This window comes from Candidatus Fusobacterium pullicola, assembly GCA_018883725.1.
GTDB lineage: Bacteria > Fusobacteriota > Fusobacteriia > Fusobacteriales > Fusobacteriaceae > Fusobacterium_A > Fusobacterium_A pullicola.
The window spans coordinates 15,952-35,792 of the sequence record JAHLFN010000026.1 but is presented as its reverse complement, the minus strand read 5'-3'; the positions used below and the strand labels follow the sequence as shown (position 1 = coordinate 35,792).

Sequence of the window (19,841 nt, the reverse complement as noted above, 5' to 3'; positions counted from 1 at the left end):
TTTATCATTCTTTTTAAGAATATCCTCTAACTCATATGAGTTTTCAAAATGATCCTCTATACTATTCTTATTTCTTCCAGTAACTATGATTATATCCTTTATTCCAGATTTTGAGATAAATAGAGAGAGGGTATAGATATATACACCTAACTCCCCTATTTTGTTGTATACATTCTCATTTATCTTTAACATCTATCTCTCCTAAATACTTTTAAGGTACTCTAATAGTTCCTCTCTTGTCTCCTCGTTTCTAAGACCAAACTCTATATTAGCTTTAAGAAGTCCAAACTTATTACATATATCATATCTTTTGCCTTCAAAATTATAGGCTTTCTAAAAGGCTATCTTTATCATTCTTTTTAAGAATATCCTCTAACTCATATGAGTTTTCAAAATGATCCTCTATACTATTCTTATTTCTTCCAGTAACTATTATTATATCCTTTATACCAGATTCAACTAATTTCTCTACTATGTATTGTAGTGATAGCTTATCAACTATTACTAACATTTCTTTAAGTTGTGCCTTAGTTGCAGGTAATACTCTAGTTCCCAATCCTGCTTCTTGTATAACTGCTTTAGTTACTTTCATAAATTATACTTTCCTTTTATCAAACTTTTTTAAAATAAAATTGTATAGGGATAATAAATATTTTTTTTGTATTATTATAAATAAAAATATTAAAATAAAACTTAAATATATCCTATAATTTTCTAAATTTTTAACTGTAGGTAATAAACTTAATAATAAGATAATTATATTTCCTAAATAGAAAGAAATTTCAATATTTATCATATCTTCTGTATCTTTTTTTCTCATATAAAATAACGCTACATATGCTATTACTGTAGCCATTATCGCTCCCAAAATTCCAAATTTTGGAACTAATAAATAGTTGAAACCTATATTCACTATACTCGCCACAAATGAACTTTTTAATAATTGTTTTGTATCTTTTTTTAATAAATACTTTATTCCCAATATTGCTGAATAATTATTAAATAAGATAGTTAATAAAAATAATGGTATATATTTCCATACTTCAATATAAGTATCTGCTACTATAAATCCAATAACTGGTTTTATTAAAATTATTATTATTATTGCACCAAACATTTGAATTAAACTAATATTATAAAAAATATTGTAAAAAAATTTATCAAATCCCTCTTTTTTATACTCATCTAACATAGAAATTTGTAAAGAATTATAAAAAATATTAAAAATTACTGTTAATATCATAGGAATCTTACTTGCTACCGAATATAAACCTACTTCTTCTAATCCATAATAATATTTTAAAAATATTCTATCTGCTAAGGCCAATATACTCCATATAATTGCATTTGGAATTAAAGGAAACGAATATTTTAACATTTCTTTAAAAATATCTGTATTCCAATATTTAAATTTTAAAACTTTATTTAAGTTTGAAAAATAAGCTAATATTATAGAAATTATAATTGTTGAATAAGTCATAGATATTATCATTCCCAAAACTAAAAACTTAGGAACTAAATATATATTTAAGGTAATTGTTATAAACGTTTCTATTATCCCTATAACCGAATATAATTTTACCATTGAATTAGTTCTTATTTTTTCTTTCAATACACTATTTAAATAAGAGAATATAAAAATTATCAAAATATATTTATAATATTTAGTTATATAATCTATTTTAAAATATTCTATAATATTCTTTGCAAATAAACTTACTACTAATATTAGAGGTATCACAGTTACTAATGCTATAAACAGTATCACATTTTGTTTCTCTTCTGATTGATGATTAGCAAATCTAAAAACAGTAGTCGCAAACTGTAAAGTCAATAATGGAGTTAAAAATGTTATTGTCATTGTTATCATATTTAATTCTCCATAAAGTTCCGGAGATAAATAAGCTGTATAAAATGGCAATAATAAAAAACTTACTAGCTTTGAGCCAATATTTCCTATTAATATAAATAATGTATTATACCCTAATTTTTTATATTTATTCATTTATTCTCCAAAAGTCTTAAATATTAAAAAATACTTCTTTTAATTTCTCTTTTAACTCATAATTTTCTTTTTCTACTTTATATTCAGAATTCATGTACTTATCTATCAACTTTTCTGCCTCTTCTACTGTTGTAACATAATGAACCCAATCTAAATGTTTAAACCATTTTACTCCCTCTTCTATTTTGTGGTCTAATGATTTAAAAACAATTACTGGAGTATTGGTAATTACAGAAAAAATTACACCATGGAATCTATCAGTTATATTTAATTTAGCTGATGAAATCTTTCTTAACATATTTTTTACTTCATACTCTCTAGTTTCTCTATTCATTGGGTAACTTATTACTGTATCTGTTTTTAAATATTTTATATTTTTTTCAGAGAAATAAGTAACTAATTTCTTTATAATATTATCATCTAGTATTTTTTCTTTATCATTTCTCAAAGTTAAAATTATCCCTTCTCTATTTTGATTACTTTTAAAACAACTAAAAAAATCTTCTAAATATAATACACTATCTGGAGCTAAATACATCTTATTATTTGAAAAATATTTTTTTCCATACTCATAACTTTTTTCATCCCTAGCTATTATATTAAAATTATTATGTCTCATATATATATTTTGGCTATTTTTTATTTCTCTTCTACCAAATATATCATTTGTAAATGATATACTTTGAGGCATAACAATTATCTTGTTATCAAAAAATCTTTTTACTATATCTCTTCTCAACTCTTCAGCTTCTAAATATAAATTTCCAAAATTTCCTCCACCATGTATTATTATAATATCATTTTTATTTGCTAATTTTTCAATTATCTTTTTATTTCTTCTATATTTTTCTAATGAGAATTCTAAAATTAATTTGTCACTAAACTTTTCTTTCAAAATTTGTTCAATCCCAATAATTATAGCTTCATCTCCTAAATTCGAATAATTTGGTGTTAATAAATATAATATTTTTTCTTCTTTACTATATATACTTAAAAATTTTTTTATTTCTATTTTTTCAGCTATACTCAATAATAAATCTATAGTAATATTTGTAATTTTTTTTATAATTTTTTTTATAATTTCCATAATTAACTTTATAAGATAAATATATAAAAATATTTATCTATTCTACCCTCCATATAATTTTATCATATTTTATTAAATTATTTTACCTATCTATTGTCATTCTTTTTCATAAATATTTATGATTAAGTAAAATTTTTATTTTTATAATATTCATAAAAATTTACTGCTAAAACTTTATAGCTATCCTTCTCTTCCATAGGTTTAAAATTATTTTTCAATATTATCAATACTACATCTTAATATAGTAATTTTTTATAAAATGTATCACAATATTTTTTTAATAAATTTATTTTCCATAATAATATAAAAACTATTTTGTTATTTAGAGCTTTCAAAATAATAACTATTATTTTTATTTTTTTATTTTTTATACTTTTTAAATCTTTTATACTTAATTTTTTTATTAATTTAATATAGTCTTCTAAGATATCAATATATTCTTTATTTTTTAAATCATATTTTACATTAAATAACCAAATACTAAGATGATTTACTTTTAATAAATTTATTGGTAATTTTATCTCTTTATTTTCAAAAAAATTTTGATTTATTTTCAAGCTTTTATAAATTTCAAATATTTTTTGGGAATTATACTGTTTTGTTATACTCAAAGGATTTTGAATATAATGATAGTATGCTTTATTTATTTTTATTATTTTTTTAGAAAAATATAATAATTTAGGAATAACTGCCAAATCTTCTCCTAACATGATCTCTTCTGGATGATTTATTTTATTTTTTTTATAAACTTCCCTTTTTATTAATTTATTCCAAACAGCATTACAAGCTTCCATTAAAAAAATATTTTTTAGTGCTTCTTCTTTATCTACTTCATTATTTTTATTTTCAATCTTTTCATGAATATAGATAACTTTTTTATTTTCAAAATCCTCATAAAAATCTGTAATAACTATATCTGCTCGATTCTTTTTCGCACACATATATATATCTTCAATATATCTTTTTTCTATCCAATCATCACCATCAATATGTAAAATATATTCACCTTTTGCCTTCTCAATTCCAGAATTTCTAGCAGCAGATAATCCTTCATTTTTTTCCTTATCGATTAAAATAATTCTTTGATCAAGTGATAAAAATTTTTTTATCACTTTCAAAGAGTTATCTGTAGAACAATCATTTATAATAATTATTTCTATATCTTTAAACGATTGATTCATTATACTATTTAAACATTTTTCTAAATATTTTTCTGTATTATATACAGGTACAATTACACTTATTTTAATCACATTATTATCCTTTCATTAAAATCAGATTTTTATTAATTCTATTTATAATCTTATAAAATTATTTTTGCATATTTTTGAGTTTTGATTCATTTAATTTTAACCGCATCTTTAAAATATATAAACAAAATAATAAATAAAATGGTTCAGCATAACCTTTGATATTAACTACAAGCAAAAAAATAAATATAAACCCTATTAGCGTTTTTATTTCTTTTGAAGAATCTTTCACCAAATTTTTATAAATAAAAAATAAATAATAAAAATAGATAAAGAGTCCAATAATTCCAACATACCAAACTAGTCTTAAATAACCAACATCTGTATTCATATAGTATTTTTTTCCTTCCATCCATTTTCCATCTCCTATTATCCATGTTTTTATATCCTCCGGTATAATATTCCACATATTTTTTAAAACATTTGTTGAATCAGTTTCGCCTCGTTTAATAAATAATTCAAAAGCCCAATTATAAATTTTTTTATTTATTGACTTTAGTAAAATAATAAATGAAAGTAGTGCAACTATTATTCCTTTATATATTTTATATATTCTAAATCTATTTATATAAATATAATATACAATACTTATAACTCCAGCTACCAATACCGTTCTTGAGCTTAAAAAAGCTAAAATAAAGATATAAAAGTATACTATCCAGTAGTATATTTTATTTTTTTTATTTATTATATATATTATTAAAATTAAAGCTATTCCTGAATTTAGACCAGTTCCAAAATATCTATTTCCAAAAGGAATTAGTCTAGATAATCCTTCTATTCTTTCTTGAGTTATGTGATCTATTTTATTTAAACTTAATAATATTGTATTCAAAGTTGGAAAAAATACTCTCAATAGTCCTAATGTTAAATCTATAAAAATACAGTAAATATAAATCTTGAACAAACTAGTAATTTTTTTTCTTTTTTTTATTAATAAATCAACAATTACACTAGCACTTATTAAATCTATTGCTAATTTTATTGGAATATTTAAGTATACCCCTGAAAAAATTTTCTTATCTAAATTTATAATTTTACTTATAAAATGAATAGTAATAAAAAATATCAATATCCACAAAAATTTTATATAACTTTTTAAAAAGTTTAAAATTTTATTATTTAATATTAAATAAATAATAAACAGGGGAGTAGTAAAAACACAGATTATAAATTGGTTATTATTAGTGAAATTTATATTTCTAAATAATGCCACATAAAAAATAATACATAAAATTAACATCTCTCTACTCCTTTGATTTAAATTCAGATTTTTATTGTACCATTATAAGCAACTAATATGCCTAATAAAATTTTTTAATTTTTTCTATATATTTTCTCATATAAGTCTTGGTATTTTTTTACCATATTTTCAGATCTGAACCTTCCTATTAATTTTTTTCTTTCTTTCTTAAACTCATTTTGTATTTCTATGTCTGTTAAAATTTGTAAAATTTTTTCTTTTAATTCTAGATAATCACCAAATTTAAATAAAAAGTTCTTATCCTTTAATATTCCGTTTATTCCAACAACATTACTTCCAATTATAGGAGTATTTGCAATAATAGATTCTATTACTACCGTTGATAAGCCTTCATATTTACTAGATAATACGCTTAAATCACATGATTTCAATACATTATTTATATCACTTCTATATCCACAAAAGTAAATACGATTTTCCATTTTTTTATATTTTACATATTTTTCTATCTCTTCTTTTCCATCACCTATACCTACAAATACACATTTTATATAATCTGGAAGTTTCTCCATCGCTTTTACTACCGTTTTATGATCTTTAGGGTATATAAATCTTGCTATCATACAAATTAATTTATCATTCTCTTTTATATCTGGAAATATCTGTTGACGAATATTTTTTCCATAATTATACTCTGATATATTTATTCCATTTTCAATTACCAATAGATTTTTAAAATTTCCTATCCAATTATTTAAACTATTTTTTACATCTTGAGAAACACAGACTATTTTTAAATATTTTTGATAAATAAAATATTTTTCGATTATTTTAAAGATTAAATATTTTCTTCTATTATTACTGGTCGAATGTTCTGTTACAACAATCGGTTTATTTATAAATAGATTTGCTAAAACTGTAATATGTTGTGCTGGAAATAAATGTGCATGAATAATATCATTTTCTTTTATTAATTTCCTAATCTTAAATATATTTTTAAAAGAAAAATTACTTTTTTGATTCAAAAAAATTACATTTACTTTCTCTAACTTTTTTTCTCTATATCCCTCCTTATTTTCTTCTAAACAAAGTAAAGTTATTTCATTATTCCTATCTAATGACAATTGATACAGTAACTCTTCAATAAAGCTTGCAATTCCTCCTACTCCAATTCCATTTGTTATATGTAAAATCTTCATTTTATTTCTCCTAAATTCATATAATAACTTTCTAAATTTCTAGCACTATTTTCTATTTTATATTGAAAATATTCTTTCTTTATTTTATAATTTTTTCTTTTATGTAAATTTATATGATTATTTACAACTTCATGCTCCCATATTGCTGTATCTAATTCTAAAAATTGGCATAATTCAGTTATTTCAATTTCTTTAGGAATATTATTTGAAAATAAACAACTTAACCCAGCAACTTGTGCTTCTATTCCAACAATTGCTAACCCTTCAAAATTAGAAGGTAATAAAAATATATCCATTGCTTGATAATATTGTTCAATTGAATTTGTTTTATTGACGAAAATAATGTCCTCTAGAATTCCATTTTTTTTTGCTTTATTTTCTATTTTTGATCTTAATAGACCATCACCTACCAATAATAGTTTGCTTTCAATTTTTTCTTTCTTTATTTTTATAAAAAGTTCTAATAAAAATTCATGATTTTTTTGATAAGAAAATCTACCAACATGTCCTATAATAAAATTATTTTCTATTTGAAATTTCTTTCTTACTTTATTTCTTATTTTCATATTAAATTTAAATTTATCCATTTCTATACCATTGTGGATAATCTTTACAATAGGTAAATATTTTTCCTTATAAACCCATTTTGCAGCGATTTGAGAACAAGCTATATAATTTTTAGTTATTAATGGAATACATTGTTTTGCAAAATTATGTAGCATACTTTTTAACATTCTATAGTTTGAATCAAAACCAGAACTATGAGAGTGTAGAATTATAGTTTTTACTCCACATATCTTTGTTATAATTCCATAAAATAACATCATATGAGCTGTTGATTCATGTATATGAACAATTTCAAATTTATTTTTTCTAAAAAAATTTATCATTTTTATAAAAATATCAACTTTTTTTCTAATACCTTTAGTTTTTATCTTCAGTTCATAAATTTTTCCTTGTTTATTTTCTATTCCTTTTTTATAAATATCATCTTCTATTTCATTCTGTATTAAAAAATCAAAAATAATATTTTCATCATTCATATTTCGAAATAAATTGTATGCTATTGTGGCAATTCCATTTTTCCCAAATTCCCAATCTCCTATTTGTAAAACTCTTATTGGTTTTTCCATGCCTTCAACACCTTTTCTATAACTTTATCCATATCGTAATACTTATACTCTCCAAGTCTTCCACCAAATATTACTTTTTTCTCTTTATCCGCTAACTCCTTATATTTTAAATATAACTCATTATTTCTCTCATTATTTACTGGATAATAAGGTTCATCTCCCTTTTTCCATTCACTTGGATACTCTCTTGTTATTACTGTTTTTTCTTGTTGTCCATATTCAAAATGCTTGTGCTCTATTATTCTTGTATATGGTATTTCTCTTTCAGTATAATTTACTACTGCATTTCCTTGATAATTCTCTTCATTTAGTACTTCTGTTTCAAATTTCAAAGAACGGTACTCTAGTTTTCCAAAACAATAATTATAATACTCATCTATCATTCCTGTAAAAACTATCTTATTCGCTATATTTTCATATTCTTCTCTTTTATCAAAAAAGTTAGAGCTTAATCTTACTTCTATTCCTTCTAGCATTTTTTCTATTATCTTAGTATATCCACCAATAGGTATTCCTTGATATCTATCATTAAAATAGTTATTATCATAAGTAAATCTTACTGGTAATCTTTTTATTATAAAGCTTGGTAATTCCTTAGCATCTCTTCCCCATTGCTTCTCAGTATAACCTTTTATCAACTTTTCATAAATGTCCTTACCTATTAAAGAGATTGCTTGCTCTTCTAAGTTTTTAGGTTCTACTATTCCAAATTCTTTCTTTTGCTCCTCTATCTTCTCTTGAGCTTCCTTAGGAGTTCTTACTCCCCATAATTTATTAAAAGTATTCATATTAAATGGAAGATTATATATTTCTCCCTTATAATTAGCTATCGGAGAGTTTATATAATTATTAAATTCACAAAATTGATTTATATACTCCCACACCTCTTTATTACTTGTATGAAATATATGTGCTCCATATTTATGTACGTTTATTCCTTCACTCTCTTCTGTATAGATGTTTCCACCTATATGGTTTCTTTTATCTATCACTAAACATTTTTTACCTTTTTTATTCATCTCATAGGCAAATATTGAGCCATATAGCCCTGCTCCTACTATTAAATAGTCATATTTTTTCACTTTATTCTCCTTATACCTTATATTTCTTTATTCCATAATAAGCCCACCACATTAAATAGTAACAACTTTTTATTAATCCTAAGTTCTCAACTTTTCTATATACTAAAAATTGAGGTTTTATAACTTTTTTCTTATTTCCACTTGTTGAAGATTGCATTACTCTATAGTTTGCTAATATCTTTTTATTTCCATATGCAACTTTACATTTTTTTATTATTTCTAACCATAAAATATAATCATCCCTCAAACTTTTAAAATCTTCTCTTAAATAAAATTTTCCAAACTTACTTACATCATACATAGCTGTTAAACATGATATTGAACATGTTTTTAAAAGTGAATTGTAATCTATTTTTTCTGGCACTATAAATGGTTTTAAACATATATTATCGTTTTCATCAATTCTATTATGTGATGAAAAAACTAAAGTCGCATCTTTTTCCTTTATTAAAGCTATTTGTTCTTCTAAAAAATTACTTTCCCAAGTATCATCAGCATCAAGTAAACAAATATATTGACCTTTTGCTCTTCTTATTCCATTATTTCTTGCTGCTCCAGAACCAGCATTTTTTTGTCTTACTAACTGTATTCTTTTATCTTTTTTAGTATATTCTTCTACTATAACTGGACTATTGTCTTTTGAGCCATCATCTATTATTATCATTTCCCAGTTACTATAATCTTGATTTAAAACTGATTCTATAGTTTTAGCTACAAATTTTTCTCCGTTATACATCGGAGTTATAATTGAAACTAAACCTTTTTCAAATTTTTCCATTATCTACGTTCCCTTCCCAAATAATACTGTCTTACTTGTTTTAAATAATATTATTAAATCTAGAGCTATGCTCTTATTTTTTACATAGTATAGGTCATACTCTAGTTTTATCTTTGCATCATCTACTGAAGAGCCATAGGTAAACATTGTCTGTGCCCATCCTGTTATACCTGGTTGTACAGCATATCTTAGATGATAATTTTTTATCTTCTTTTCATAATCTCTTCCCAATACATCCCACTCTGGTCTTGGACCTACAAAGGACATATCTCCTCTTAGAACATTTATTACTTGAGGTAGCTCATCTAGTCTTGTCTTCCTTATAAAGTGACCTACCTTTGTTATTCTGTCATCATGTGCTGATGCATATTTTGAATACTTATCTGGATCATGTACCTTCATACTTCTAAACTTAATAATCTCAAAGTCTTTACCTCTAAATCCTACTCTCTTCTGTTTAAAGAAAGCTGGATTTTCCCATACCTTTCTTGGATTAGTAAATAGATACTTAATCCCTATATCCAGTTTTACCATTACATAGGTAACTGCCATGAATGGAATAAAACAGATGAACAGTATAAAGGATAAGCATACATCAAATAATCTTTTTAATTTTCTTTCAAAGCTATTATTCAAAGTATCAAATCCATTACTCATAAGTATCCACATACTATCAATCTTATCTACATCTAGTTTTCCATCTAATTTTTCTAAGAAACTTAAATAATCTACTACACCTATTCCCTTTAATTTTAATTCAACTACACTATCAGAGTATTTTTTCAACTCTTCACTTTTAACAAAGATAATTTGATCTATTTTCTCTCTTTCAACTATCTCTCTGATATCTTCAAATCTTCCTAAATATTTCTCTCTACTACTATCTTTATTTGATATATAGCCACAGTATCTGTATGTTCCCTCTTTTAACTGTAAACTCTCACAAATTTTATCTATATATTGATTTTCATTATCAATAATAAGAACTCTCTTCTCCATCTCCTCTTTTTTATAGAGTAAATAGTTTAATATATTTTGGAAAAATGAGTATATGATAAAGGCTAATATTAAGCTCTCTTTTTTATAGAAAAAGTAAAAAATCATGTAGGCAAAAAAATTCAAGATAGTTGAATAAATGATATTTACTCTCTGATATCTTGAATCAAAATTTAATGTATTAAGTAAATAATATGAAAAAAATAGAATAATAAATATTCCATACATCGCCAAATTTAAGCTTAATTTTTGAATAACAAAGCTCTGTCTATAGAAAATAAACAGCAGGACAAAGTATATAAGCCTCATTCTAATATTTCGTGTGTGCCTTACCATAAAGAATCTCCCAAAATAAATTTTTTAACATTATATATATTTTACTACTTTTCTTAATAATGTCAATAGAACAAAAAATTTTTTTCATTTTTATTTAAATTTTGTTAACTTTTATCAATACTTTCTCTTATAAAATATTAGTAATTCTTACTAGTTTTTCTCCGTTTATTTTTGTTCATATACAAAAAGAGAGGATATTTACTCCTCTCTACTTTAAAATATTTTCTTCAAAGCTATACTCTCATATCCATGTTTTAATAATCTATCAAACTCCTCTTCCTTTGGCCTTTTCAGATTAGTAGGATAACTCTCCTCTAGCCTTATATACACTCCATTTTTTTCTCTTTCTATATACTCTCTATAGAATCTACTATTGAGGCTATCCACCTGTTCCATAGATATATCGAGCAATCTTTTCAATGCCCTCACTCTTCCAAATATCTTTCTATACTCTACAAACTCTTTATCCACTGCCCCAGCATCACTTACTATATAGTAATTTAGCTCACTCTCTCCACTCCATATTCTCTGGAATATTGGTTCTAGTCCTAGATTATCATAGACACCTCCATCCCATAGGTGAAGCTTTCCTCTACTTGGTTCTACCCTCCTCTCTCCATATCTATCATACCACTCAAACCTATCCCTTTTTAGTTCATACATACCTATCAATACTGGAAAACCAGCTGAAGCTGCCACTGCCTCTGCTATATTCATCTCCTCTCCAGAGAAATATCCCAGCCTTTCATCACCACATCTCTCCTGTGAAAAGAAGAATCTCTTTCCAGTCTCATATGTCACTGCATTTATATCCCACTTTGGAATCTTAGGTAATTCCCCTATCTTTCCATCCATATTCCATAAAACTCTCATAGCATTAGCCAATTTTTTACACTTAGTATCTAATATATGTGGAATATCCACTATACTTCTCACTATTAACTTTCTCTCTATATCCTCTCTAAACAGTGCCCTCCTTATATTTGGTAACACTCTTGTGAGGTACTCTTCACTGCTCACCCATCTCATATTATTGTTCGTATACATTAGAGCTACACAGATACTTCCTCCAGATACAGAGGATATATACTCTATATTCTCTAGTAATCTCTTCTCAGCTAGATATTTCAATACCCCCAGATGAAATATTATAGCCCTCATACCTCCACCAGAGAGTGCCAATCCTATCTTTAATCCACGCTTTTTCATACACATCTCCCCTTTAAAAAAAGAGGATAGGAAACACCCTATCCCCTTCTCTCACTACTCTACTGGATTGTTATCTAGGTAGTATTGGTAAGCTACTATTAGATCCTTGTATTTCTCTATTGTTGCTAGTGATGTGCTCTTAGATTTCATTTTTTTCTCTGCATCAGCTTGCCACTCTTCATAACTTGAGAAGTTTGTTTCCTCTGGTAATGGTTCTGAAGCCTCTTGTAACTCTGCTATGTGCTCTATTACTGCCTTGTAGTTTTGTAGCTCATTCTCTATTGCTACCTCTCTCTTGATTGTGTTTTTCATTTTCTTCATTTCGCTTTGAACTGTTGCTTGTACTGACATAATTATTACCTCCAAATATTTTTTTCCTTGGTGGCACCCCTTGGATACATATATATTACTATTTTTTTATCTTTTTAAACAGAGCACTAATATTACCTATTGTGAATCAATGGAAAAATTATTTTTGCTCCTATTTATCTCCTACCTTAATTTTAACTTTTCATCGAAAATATATTAACTTTATATATGAAGTATATCCTATTTTTTCTAAAGTTTTTGAATAGTAGTTTCATTTTTTTAAAGATTTGAACTATTTAAATTTATATTAATTCCTTATTTTATCAAAATAAATGCAAAAAATTTAAAAAAATGCTATAATTATATATAAGTGTCAAAATAAATGTAAAAAAAACTTTAAAAAAGGAGAGAGTATGAATAGAGCTAATATTGAAAATATATTATTTAATCAAGGAAATGGAATACTAAATACTAGAGAGTTAGATACTACCAGTTCTAAATATTCGACTTTTAAAGTTTTAGAAAGAATGGTAAAAAAAGGGGAATTAAAAAGAGCTGAAAAAGGCTTATACTATATTCCTAAAAAATCTATTTTTGGAGAACTTCCTCTTACTATAAAAGATTTTATACAGAAATATTTGTATCTTGGAGATAAAAGGATAGGATATATTACAGGAGTTAATCTATTTAATAGATATGGACTTACTTCACAACTTTCTAATAGTATAGAGATAGCAACAAATACAAGAAAAAATCCTAGAGAATTTGATGGAATAAAAATAAAATTTATTCAAAATAAAGCTCTAATAACAGAAGAAAATATTAAATATCTTGAAATCTTAGATATATTGAAAAATTTAAAAAATATTCCCGACTCTAATATAGAAGAGAGTTATATGTTGATGAAAAGCAAAATATTAAGTTTAGCTTATGAAGAGATATTGACTTTGCTAGAGTTAGCAGAAAAAAATTATACAGTCGTAGTTTTAGCTTTACTTGGAAGTATGATAGAGGAAAAGAATATTTTAAAAGTAGAGGAGCTAAAGAAAAAACTAAATAAAACCACTACTTTTAAATTGAATTTGAACTTAAAAAATGGTAAAGAATGGAGGATAAGTTAATGACTTTACATAAAGATTTAGAAAATTTTAAAGATAGGTAAGTGATGTCATTGTTTTAGAAATTAATTCCTTATCTACTCCAGAGCCAACAGAATCATTAAATAGAGTCCTAATCTCACTTATTATTAATCACTAGAAAAATTATTTTTACTCCCATTTATCTCCTACCTTAATTTTTTATCAAAAATATATAATATATTATCTATTATTGACTTTTTTTTAATTTTTAGATAATATATTATATATGGAATTTGATTTTTTTAATTTTAAAACACCTAGAGATATACAACTTGAAATTGCTAAAAATGTAAGACTTAGAAGAAAAGAGATGAAGATGACTCAAGAGCAATTTGCCAAAGTTACGGGGGTGAGTTTAGGTTCAATTAAAAGATTTGAAAATACTGGCGAAATTTCTCTTCTATCTCTTTCAAAAATTGCTATTATACTAGGTAGGTCTGATGAGATGTTCAATCTTTTCTCTCAAAGACACTACAATTCTATTGAGGAGATTTTAAATGAACACACTAAATAAGTTAGAAGTCTTTTACAATAATAGAAAAGTTGGAACTTTAGCAACTCTTCCAACTTCAAATTTTATTACAGTTTTTGAATACGATTCAGAATGGATAGCTGATGGATTTTCTATTAGTCCTCGAACTCTTCCACTTGTAAAAAAAACTTTTATTTCTAAATATGATCCCTTTGAGGGAGTATTTGGAGTCTTTGCTGATACCTTACCTGATGGTTGGGGAAGACTATTAGTAGATAGGATGCTTCTATCTAAAAAAATAGATCCAAGAACTGTTAATTCTCTAAATCGTTTAGCTATTGTAGGAAATAATGGTATGGGTGCTCTATCTTACAAACCTATTCACTCATTAGTTCCTAACTATACAGTAGAAGATTATGATAAATTAGCATCAGAATGTAAGAAAATTCTAAATACTCAATATTCTGAAAATTTAGATAGTCTATTTTACTTAGGAGGTTCATCTGGAGGAGCTCGTCCTAAAATATTAACTCAATACAATAATGAAGAGTGGATTATAAAGTTTCCATCATCTTTTGATAGTAATGATATTGGAGAAGAAGAGTATCTATATTCTCTATGTGCTAAAGAGTGTGGAATAGAAGTACCAGAAGTAAAACTTTTTCCTTCAAAAATTTGTAAAGGATATTTTGGTATAAAAAGGTTTGATAGAGTTGCTAATAAAAAAATTCATATGTTATCTGTCTCGGCTCTTTTAGAAACTTCACATAGAGTCCCTAATTTAGATTACAATATACTTATGAAGTTAACTTTAAGTTTAACTAATTCCTTTGATGAAGTTTTAAAAATGTTTAAGCTTATGTGTTTTAATATTTTTGCTCATAATAGAGATGATCACTCAAAAAATTTTACTTTTTTATATATTGAAGAGGAAAAAAGATGGATTCTCTCTCCAGCTTATGACTTAACATACAGTTTTTCTATTGGTGGTGAACATGCTACAACAGTTAATGGAAATGGAAAAAATCCATCTTTAGATGATATATTAGAAGTTGCTAAAAATATTGGGATAAAAAGAGAGGAAGCTCTAGAGATTGCTAACAATATAAAAAAAATTGTTGAAAAAAATTTAAATTATTTTCTAACATCTAATAGAAAATAATGATATTTAATAGTGAGGAGAAAAATTCAATGAAAATTATTGTAGTAGGTGCAGGAAAGGTTGGGGAAGTCCTTTGTAAAGACCTTTCTGCTGAAGGAAATGATATAGTTCTTATTGAAAAAGATGAAAAGATTTTAGATAAAATTATCTCTGATTTTGATGTGATGGGGGTACTTGGAAATGGTGCTACCTTGGAGATTTTAAGAGAGGCTGGTGTAAAGGGAGCCGATGTATTCATAGCTGTTACTGAATCTGATGAGATAAATATAATATCGTCGATAATGGCAAAAAAATTGGGGGCAAAATATACTATAGCTAGGGTTAGAGAGCCTGGTTACTCAACAGACTTAGACTTTATGAGTAGCTCATTGGGGATAGACCTTATTCTAAACCCTGATGTACATGCAGCAACCTTTATAGCTAGAAATATCTCCTTCCCAAATGCTCTAAATGTTGAGAGTTTCTCAAATAATAGGATAAATCTAATTGAGATGTCAATAGATGAGGATAGCTTACTTTGTAATAAGAAGATATATGAGCTCTCTAAGTTTTCTGGTGCTAAGATAATCATCTGTACAATACAAAGAGATAATGAGATCTACATTCCAAATGGTAACTTCATACTAAAGGAGAATGATAAGATATATATCACTGGAACACCTGATGAGATTAAAAGGTTCTATAGAGACTTAAAGCAACAAGTATTTAAGATAAACTCTGTATTCATAGTTGGGGGAGGAAGAATAGCCTACTTCCTGACTGAGATGCTACTTAAGAAAAAGCTGGATATAAAGATAGTGGAGCTAGATGAGAAGAAAGCTGAGTTTTTAAGTGAGCACTATGAAAATGTCACTGTAATAAATGGAAATGGAGTGGATATCAACCTTTTAGAAGAGGAAAGATTCAAGGATTACGACGCCTTTGTCTCTCTTACTGGTATAGATGAGGAGAATATACTTCTATCTATGTATGCTAGTAAGATGGGAATAAGAAAGACTATTACAAAGGTTAGTACTATTGATATATTCAATTTCTTAAAGCTAGATGATCTTCAATCAATAGTTAATCCAAAGCAGATAATATCTAACTTTATAGTAAAATTTGTAAGAGCTCATATGAACCAAAGAGGTAACAATATAATTACTCTTTATAGAATTCTTAATAATGAGGTAGAAGCTGTAGAATTTAAGATGGTAAAGGACAGTAAACTTCTAAATATTCCACTTAGAGATCTAAAGATAAAAGAGAATAATATTATCTCTAGTATAATTAGAGGAAATGAGATCATCTTCCCTACTGGAAACGATATTATCAGATATGGGGATCATGTAATTTTAATAACTAAAAACAAGTATATAGATGATATTGATGATATTTTGAGGTAGGATTTTAGATGAATAAAAGGATTATTTTTTACACAATCAAGACAATCCTCTCTCTTGAAATGATATTTTTAGCTATTCCTCTACTGATTAGCTTCTATTATCAAGAGAGTTGGAGATTGAAATTTTCATATGTTATAACTATACTTTTAATATTTCTATTTACAAAAATTCTACCGAAGGAGAAACCAAAGGATGAGAAGGTATTTACAAAGGAAGGGTTTGCTATAGTTTCCCTCTCTTGGATATTTATGTCACTATTTGGAGCCCTTCCCCTGTGTATCAGTGGTGAGGTTCCTTCATATATAGACTCTGTATTTGAAATAGTGAGTGGATTTACCACTACTGGTGCCACAGTTATTCCAGATATTGAAGTTCTTAGTAATTCTCTTCTCTTTTGGAGAAGTTTTACTCTATTCATAGGTGGAATGGGAATGCTAGTTTTGATAATTGCTATCATTCCACAGAATAATACACCTAGTACCTATATAATGAAGGCAGAGGTACCAGGTCCTGTATTTGGTAAGTTGGTTTCTAAGATGTCATATAACTCAAGGATACTCTACCTTATCTATGTAGCTCTAACTATTATCTTAATCATAGCTCTTAGAATGGCTGGTATGCCTCTCTTTGATGCTATTATTCATGCCTTTGGTACCGCTGGAACAGGTGGTTTCTCTATGAAAAATAATAGTATAGCTTACTATAACAATAGCTCTATCGAGTATATTCTAGCTATTGGTATGCTAGTTTTTGGTATAAATTTTAATATGTTTTACTTTATTATGATGGGAAAATTTAAAGATTTCTTCAAAAATGAAGAGTTGAAATGGTATATAGGATTTATCTTTGGTAGCTTTCTTCTCATCTGTTTGAATTTAGCTCCAAGATATGAAAGTATAAAATTACTTCTAAAGGATGTATTCTTTACTGTCTCTTCACTGATTACCAGTACAGCCTTTGCCACTGTTAACTTTGGTGATTGGCCACTATTTTCTCAAATAGTTCTTCTCTTCCTTATATTTATAGGAGGATGTGCTGGTTCTACTGCTGGTGGATTAAAGGTTTCCCGTGTGATTATACTTGGTAAGATATTCTTTAGAACTATCAAAAGGGTTACCACTCCCAATAGAAAGATGACTATTCAGATGAATGGAAAAAAGATAACTGATGAATTACAAGGTAGTATAACTAGCTATCTACTTGTATACATTATGTTTTTCGCCTTCCTTTTGATTATTCTATCATTGGAGATACCTGATTTCTTCTCATGTTTCAGTGCTGCAGCTGCTATCTTCAACAATGCTGGAACAGGATTTGGTATAGTTGGACCTGAGTATAACTACTCTGGATTTTCCTATACATCTAAGATAATCATAACATTCTTTATGCTACTTGGAAGATTGGAGATATTCCCTCTTTTGATTATCTTCTCTACTTCCCTTTATAGAAAAGAGAAATAGAAAAAAAAGATAGGAGCTCCTATCTTTTTTTATACCTTAATTTACTTAATAATATTCAATTTTATAGCTTTAAACTTACAAGTGTCAAAACAGATTCCACAACCTACACATTTTTCTGGAATTACATGGTGTTTCTCCTTAACAGCTCCCTCAATAGCTCCTACTGGACACTTTCTAGCACAAGCTGTACATCCCTTACAGTTCTCCTCTATAATCTCTGCTTTCTTCAACTCTACATCACTAACAATAGCCTTTGTAGGACATTTAGTAGCACAGATTCCACAAGAGATACACTTAGCTGGATCTATCTTAGCCAAGTTTCCTATAACTGTTATAGCTTCTACTGGACAGTTCTTAGCACAGATTCCACAACCTATACAAGCTACAGAACAATTTTTCTTAGCCACAGCTCCCTTATCTCTAGAAGAGCAAGTTACTGTTATCTTTTTATTTTGTGGTAACATAGCTATTACCTTCTTAGGACAAGCTTTTTGACAAAGTCCACAAGAGATACATTTCTCCTCATCTACCTCTGCTATCCCTCTCTCATTTACTTTGATAGCATTAACTGGACACACCCTTTCACAATCTCCATGTCCTAAACATGAGTACATACAAGATTTATCTCCACCAGCATAAAGTGCCATAGCTGCACAAGTTTGAATCTCTCCATCAAACTCGTATATCTTTGTAGTCCTTGTATTATCTCCTTGACAAAGTACTCTAGCTACAACCTTCTCACCAGAAACATCTACAGATGCTCCCATAATCTCTCCAATTTTAGCCGCCACTGCTCCTCCGCCAGGTGCACATAGTGACATAGGTGCTCCCTCTTCAACTATTGCAGCAGCATATCCAGAACATCCTGGAAATCCACATCCTCCACAGTTTGCTCCAGGAAGAACTCCACTGATTGCTTCTATCTTTGGATCCACTTCCACTTCAAATTTAATTGAAGCAAAGGCAAGGAATAGTCCCATAGCAAGTCCTGTTAACCCCAGCACAATTGCTGGTATTAATATTGCTTCCATATTAACCTCCAATAATTTTTAAATTTGCATACCACTGAATCCCATAAATGCCATTGCAAGTAATCCTGCACATATAAAGGCTATAGGAATTCCTCTAAATGGTGCTGGAATTGCTGAATACTCTATTCTCTCTCTAATTCCAGCTAGTAAAACTAATGCCAATGAGAATCCCACTGCAACTGCAAAACCATTTACAACAGTTTCAATGAAGTTATACCCCTCTTGAATATTGATAATAGCCACTCCTAATACTGCACAGTTAGTAGTGATAAGAGGTAGGAAAACTCCTAGTGCTTTGTATAGTGATGGTGATGTTTTAGCAATAGCCATCTCAACAAATTGAACTAATGCAGCAATTATCAGAATAAAAGCAATAGTTTGAAGATATCCCAATCCAAATGGTGCTAATAGAAAATGGTAAACAAGCCAAGTTACAGCTGAAGCAATAGTTATAACGAAAGTTACAGCCATTCCCATTCCTAGAGAAGCATCTACCTTTTTAGATACTCCCATAAATGGACAACACCCTAAGAACTTAGCAAAAATAACGTTATTTATAAATATTGAACCTATAATTATACTGAATAAACTACCAAAACTCACG

The 19,841-nt window shown here is 27.0% G+C and carries 18 protein-coding genes and 2 pseudogenes; 5 read left to right on the top strand and 15 right to left on the bottom strand.

All coding sequences use genetic code 11. The annotated features are described in order from the left end of the window. From IAA47_03340 to IAA47_03280, 13 genes and pseudogenes are all read right to left on the bottom strand, one after another. A pseudogene (locus IAA47_03340) lies at positions 1-117 on the bottom strand (UTP--glucose-1-phosphate uridylyltransferase). Between the two features lie 84 nt (positions 118-201). Continuing rightward, positions 202-592, bottom strand: a pseudogene (locus tag IAA47_03335) (hypothetical protein). A gap of 3 nt (positions 593-595) precedes the next feature. Beyond that, positions 596-2,005, bottom strand: coding sequence for an oligosaccharide flippase family protein (locus IAA47_03330; GenBank protein MBU3842008.1), 1,410 nt, complete (start codon positions 2,003-2,005; stop codon positions 596-598). Positions 2,006-2,021: 16 nt separating this feature from the next. After that, positions 2,022-3,092 (bottom strand): polysaccharide pyruvyl transferase family protein, encoded by a 1,071-nt coding sequence (locus IAA47_03325; protein MBU3842007.1) that lies wholly within the window; start codon positions 3,090-3,092, stop codon positions 2,022-2,024. 236 nt (positions 3,093-3,328) lie between these two features. Further along, on the bottom strand, positions 3,329-4,345 hold the full coding sequence (locus IAA47_03320; GenBank protein MBU3842006.1) for a glycosyltransferase: 1,017 nt from the start codon (positions 4,343-4,345) through the stop codon (positions 3,329-3,331). A gap of 58 nt (positions 4,346-4,403) precedes the next feature. Beyond that, on the bottom strand, positions 4,404-4,949 hold the full coding sequence (locus IAA47_03315) for a hypothetical protein (GenBank protein MBU3842005.1): 546 nt from the start codon (positions 4,947-4,949) through the stop codon (positions 4,404-4,406). 710 nt (positions 4,950-5,659) lie between these two features. Beyond that, positions 5,660-6,745 (bottom strand): glycosyltransferase, encoded by a 1,086-nt coding sequence (locus IAA47_03310; protein ID MBU3842004.1) that lies wholly within the window; start codon positions 6,743-6,745, stop codon positions 5,660-5,662. Next, complete coding sequence (locus tag IAA47_03305) at positions 6,742-7,878, bottom strand: glycosyltransferase (GenBank protein ID MBU3842003.1); 1,137 nt, start codon at positions 7,876-7,878, stop codon at positions 6,742-6,744. Before IAA47_03305 ends, IAA47_03310 begins: the two co-directional genes overlap by 4 nt. Beyond that, positions 7,863-8,960 (bottom strand): UDP-galactopyranose mutase, encoded by a 1,098-nt coding sequence (gene glf, locus IAA47_03300; protein ID MBU3842002.1) that lies wholly within the window; start codon positions 8,958-8,960, stop codon positions 7,863-7,865. The genes IAA47_03305 and glf overlap by 16 nt, the downstream gene beginning before the upstream one ends. A 10-nt stretch (positions 8,961-8,970) precedes the next feature. Beyond that, positions 8,971-9,738: a glycosyltransferase gene (locus IAA47_03295; protein ID MBU3842001.1), complete on the bottom strand. Its 768-nt coding sequence runs from the start codon at positions 9,736-9,738 to the stop codon at positions 8,971-8,973. A gap of 3 nt (positions 9,739-9,741) precedes the next feature. Then, positions 9,742-11,070 (bottom strand): sugar transferase, encoded by a 1,329-nt coding sequence (locus IAA47_03290; protein MBU3842000.1) that lies wholly within the window; start codon positions 11,068-11,070, stop codon positions 9,742-9,744. 213 nt (positions 11,071-11,283) lie between these two features. Then, complete coding sequence (locus IAA47_03285; protein MBU3841999.1) at positions 11,284-12,279, bottom strand: patatin-like phospholipase family protein; 996 nt, start codon at positions 12,277-12,279, stop codon at positions 11,284-11,286. 54 nt (positions 12,280-12,333) lie between these two features. After that, positions 12,334-12,630: a hypothetical protein gene (locus tag IAA47_03280; GenBank protein MBU3841998.1), complete on the bottom strand. Its 297-nt coding sequence runs from the start codon at positions 12,628-12,630 to the stop codon at positions 12,334-12,336. A 371-nt stretch (positions 12,631-13,001) separates the two neighbouring features. Here IAA47_03280 and IAA47_03275 point away from each other — a divergent pair, with 371 nt between their 5' ends. From IAA47_03275 to IAA47_03255, 5 genes are all read left to right on the top strand, one after another. Further along, positions 13,002-13,709, top strand: a complete 708-nt coding sequence (locus IAA47_03275) for a hypothetical protein (protein ID MBU3841997.1) — start codon at positions 13,002-13,004, stop codon at positions 13,707-13,709. A gap of 244 nt (positions 13,710-13,953) precedes the next feature. Then, complete coding sequence (locus IAA47_03270) at positions 13,954-14,241, top strand: helix-turn-helix transcriptional regulator (GenBank protein ID MBU3841996.1); 288 nt, start codon at positions 13,954-13,956, stop codon at positions 14,239-14,241. Then, positions 14,225-15,361, top strand: coding sequence for a type II toxin-antitoxin system HipA family toxin (locus IAA47_03265; GenBank protein ID MBU3841995.1), 1,137 nt, complete (start codon positions 14,225-14,227; stop codon positions 15,359-15,361). The genes IAA47_03270 and IAA47_03265 overlap by 17 nt, the downstream gene beginning before the upstream one ends. A gap of 29 nt (positions 15,362-15,390) precedes the next feature. Further along, on the top strand, positions 15,391-16,746 hold the full coding sequence (gene trkA / locus IAA47_03260) for a Trk system potassium transporter TrkA (protein MBU3841994.1): 1,356 nt from the start codon (positions 15,391-15,393) through the stop codon (positions 16,744-16,746). Positions 16,747-16,754: 8 nt separating this feature from the next. Beyond that, positions 16,755-18,206, top strand: a complete 1,452-nt coding sequence (locus IAA47_03255) for a TrkH family potassium uptake protein (GenBank protein MBU3841993.1) — start codon at positions 16,755-16,757, stop codon at positions 18,204-18,206. 41 nt (positions 18,207-18,247) lie between these two features. Here the strand turns inward: IAA47_03255 and IAA47_03250 are convergent, their stop codons facing one another. Together IAA47_03250 and rsxA are read right to left on the bottom strand one after the other, a co-directional pair. Then, positions 18,248-19,237, bottom strand: a complete 990-nt coding sequence (locus tag IAA47_03250) for an RnfABCDGE type electron transport complex subunit B (GenBank protein MBU3841992.1) — start codon at positions 19,235-19,237, stop codon at positions 18,248-18,250. A gap of 18 nt (positions 19,238-19,255) precedes the next feature. Beyond that, complete coding sequence (rsxA, locus tag IAA47_03245; protein MBU3841991.1) at positions 19,256-19,840, bottom strand: electron transport complex subunit RsxA; 585 nt, start codon at positions 19,838-19,840, stop codon at positions 19,256-19,258. Position 19,841 lies beyond the last annotated feature (1 nt).